The sequence below is a fragment of the Micromonospora phytophila genome (assembly GCF_023656545.1).
In the GTDB taxonomy this organism is placed as follows: Bacteria; Actinomycetota; Actinomycetes; order Mycobacteriales; family Micromonosporaceae; genus Micromonospora; species Micromonospora phytophila.
Genome location: NZ_JAMOKF010000537.1, coordinates 1 through 2,339, shown reverse-complemented (window position 1 = coordinate 2,339; position 2,339 = coordinate 1). Strand labels below are relative to the sequence as shown.

Genomic DNA, 2,339 nt, shown 5'->3' with positions numbered 1-2,339 from the left:
GCACTGCACGACGCCGCCCGCTGACCGGACGCCGAGGCGCGGGCGGCACCGCGGGACCGCCCGCTGAGCTGAGACCCGGGGGCGCGGAGCCCGGCGGCGCGCCGCGCTCGGGTCGCTCGCGGGTGTCGCCGGCGGGGCGGCGGCGTAGGGTCGGTGGATGGGAACGCCTCAGACCCCCTACGACGCGGTGCTGCACGCCGCACGCGACGTGGCCAAGCTCGACAACGCGCTCGACGCCGAGATGCTCGGCGCGGCGTTGCTCGGCAGCGTCTACGCGGTCGCCGAGTCCGACCGTGACGTCGCCGTCCGGGAGTTCGTGACCGGCTTCCTCGCCGCCACCTCCCGCCGTCGCACCGCCGCGGCGACCACCATCCGCTCGGTCTTCGCCGCGCTGGTGCCCGACGCCGAGGGCGCTGCCCGGGTCCGCCCGGGCGCGGCCACGCCGGCGTGGTCCGGCCAGCTCGGGAAGGTCCACCTCACCGGCTGCTGGTCCTACGGCGACGTGTACGGCGACCAGACCTCCTACCTGGCGACCTTCGCCTACGACGACGCGGCGGGCGGGCCGGAGCACGCGCTGGTGACGTTGCTCGACCACAACATCGGCATCGCCAAGGACGTCTTCGTCGGCGGCCCGCCGGAGCGGATCCTGGACCAGGTCCGGCAGATGTGCGCCGGGGACGAGCTGACCTGGTTCCGCGACGAGGATCCGGCCCGGATGCGCGGCGAGGTGACCCGCCACCTGGCGGTGGCCGACGACCTGAGCGAACTGCCCGGGGAGGGCTCGCTCGCCACCGACCGGGCGCTGGTCGGCGCCCGGTTGGCGCTGCTGCCCACCGGTCCCGCCGCGACCGCCGGCCGGTTCACGGAGCCGCTCTCCGAGGCCGCCCGTACGGAGCTGGTCCGGCGATTCCTCGCCTCGCCGGAGGCGGCCCGGTTCGGCCTGGACGCCGTCGACGGCGCGGAGCTGGCCTCGCTGCACTTCTGCCTCAGCCTGCTGCTGGACCACGCGGCCAGCTTCCCCGACGCCGACCCGCTGCGGTGGAGCCCGACCGTGGCCGGCCTGTTCCTGCTCGACTGGGTGCACCGGCGTGCCGTGCTGGACATGGACGACGCCGCGCTGCTGCCCCGGGTGCTGCGCGGCTGGGCCGCGTACGCCGCCCGCAAGCGCGGCCTGCCCGAGCAGGCGGCGACGCAGACCGACGCGGCGATCGAGGAGATGGTGCCGGAGTTCGCCCGCCTCTACAGCACCGGCGAACGCCGCAGCCCCGCGACGGCGGCGGTGGCACAACTGATGGCCGACGGCGTCGACCCCGACGACCCGGCCGCCCTGGACGCCTGGATCGAGGCCAACCGCCACCGCCTCGCCGACGACGGCGCCTGACCCACCCGCCCCCGCGTCCAACCGGGCGTCCGCGCGTCGATCCAGGGATTGTCGTCGCATGTCGATCTGTGCGAGGAACGACAACCCCTGGATCGGCGTGGCGTTCCCGGAGCGCGGCGGATCAGCGGAGGGTGGCGAAGACGAGGGCGGCGGTCAGGGCGCCGAGCGCGCCACCGGCCACCACCTGGGCCACGGTGTGGTCGCGGAGCCGGACCCGGGACCAGCCCACCAGGGCGAGCAGCGGCGCGGTCACCAGCAGCCGGGCCCCGAACGTCAGCACCAGCACCACCACCGAGCCGGCGGCGACCGCCGAGTGGATGGACATCTTCCACCAGTGGCTCACCGCCACCGCGACCACCAGACCGACCACCCCGGCGGCGGCCAGCGCCAGCACCGGGCGGGGCGCACCGAGCACGGCCAGCAGCGCGAGGCCGGCCGCGACCGAGCAGAGGCCGAAGAGCAGCGGAACCCGGCGCTGCTCGCGGACGCCGACGTGGTGGTCGGTGAGCCGGCCGCGGCGTACCCCGCCGAGGATGTAGGCGAACGGGATGCCGCTGACGAAGAGCGTGGCGAGCAGGCCCCAGATGAGTCCCGTCGTGCCGCCCCGGGTGCTGTGCCAGGCGACCACGACCGTCAGCAGGGAGACCAGCACCGCGGGCGCGGTCAGCTCGGTGACGAGGCGGGCCAGCCGGAGCGCGGGACCTCCTCGCGGCACGGCGGCGGGGCGCGTCCGTGGACCTGGGCCCGTACCGTCGGCTCCGCTCAGCGTCCCACCTCTGCTCCGCCCCGGACCACCGCCCGGGGCCACAGCCGTCCACCCCCCGGCCGCTGGGCCGTGGGCCCGCCCCGCCGCCGGGGTGGCGGCGCGGCCGGGAGGCGGCTCACCTGCCGTCGACCGTCACCGTACCGCCGGTGCCGGGTGGTGCGGTGGCGGTCCGCCCGGGTTCGGGGAGGTGAG

The 2,339-nt window shown here is 76.4% G+C and carries 2 protein-coding genes; one reads left to right on the top strand and one right to left on the bottom strand.

Going from position 1 to position 2,339, the window contains the following annotated elements; all coding sequences use genetic code 11:
* Window positions 1-157: 157 nt before the first annotated feature.
* Window positions 158-1,381: a hypothetical protein gene (locus NCC78_RS30900; protein ID WP_250798956.1), complete on the top strand. Its 1,224-nt coding sequence runs from the start codon at window positions 158-160 to the stop codon at window positions 1,379-1,381.
* A 121-nt stretch (window positions 1,382-1,502) separates the two neighbouring features.
* Here the strand turns inward: NCC78_RS30900 and NCC78_RS30895 are convergent, their stop codons facing one another.
* A complete protein-coding gene (locus NCC78_RS30895; RefSeq protein ID WP_250798955.1) occupies window positions 1,503-2,096 on the bottom strand; it encodes a phosphatase PAP2 family protein in 594 nt (197 codons plus the stop codon).
* Window positions 2,097-2,339 lie beyond the last annotated feature (243 nt).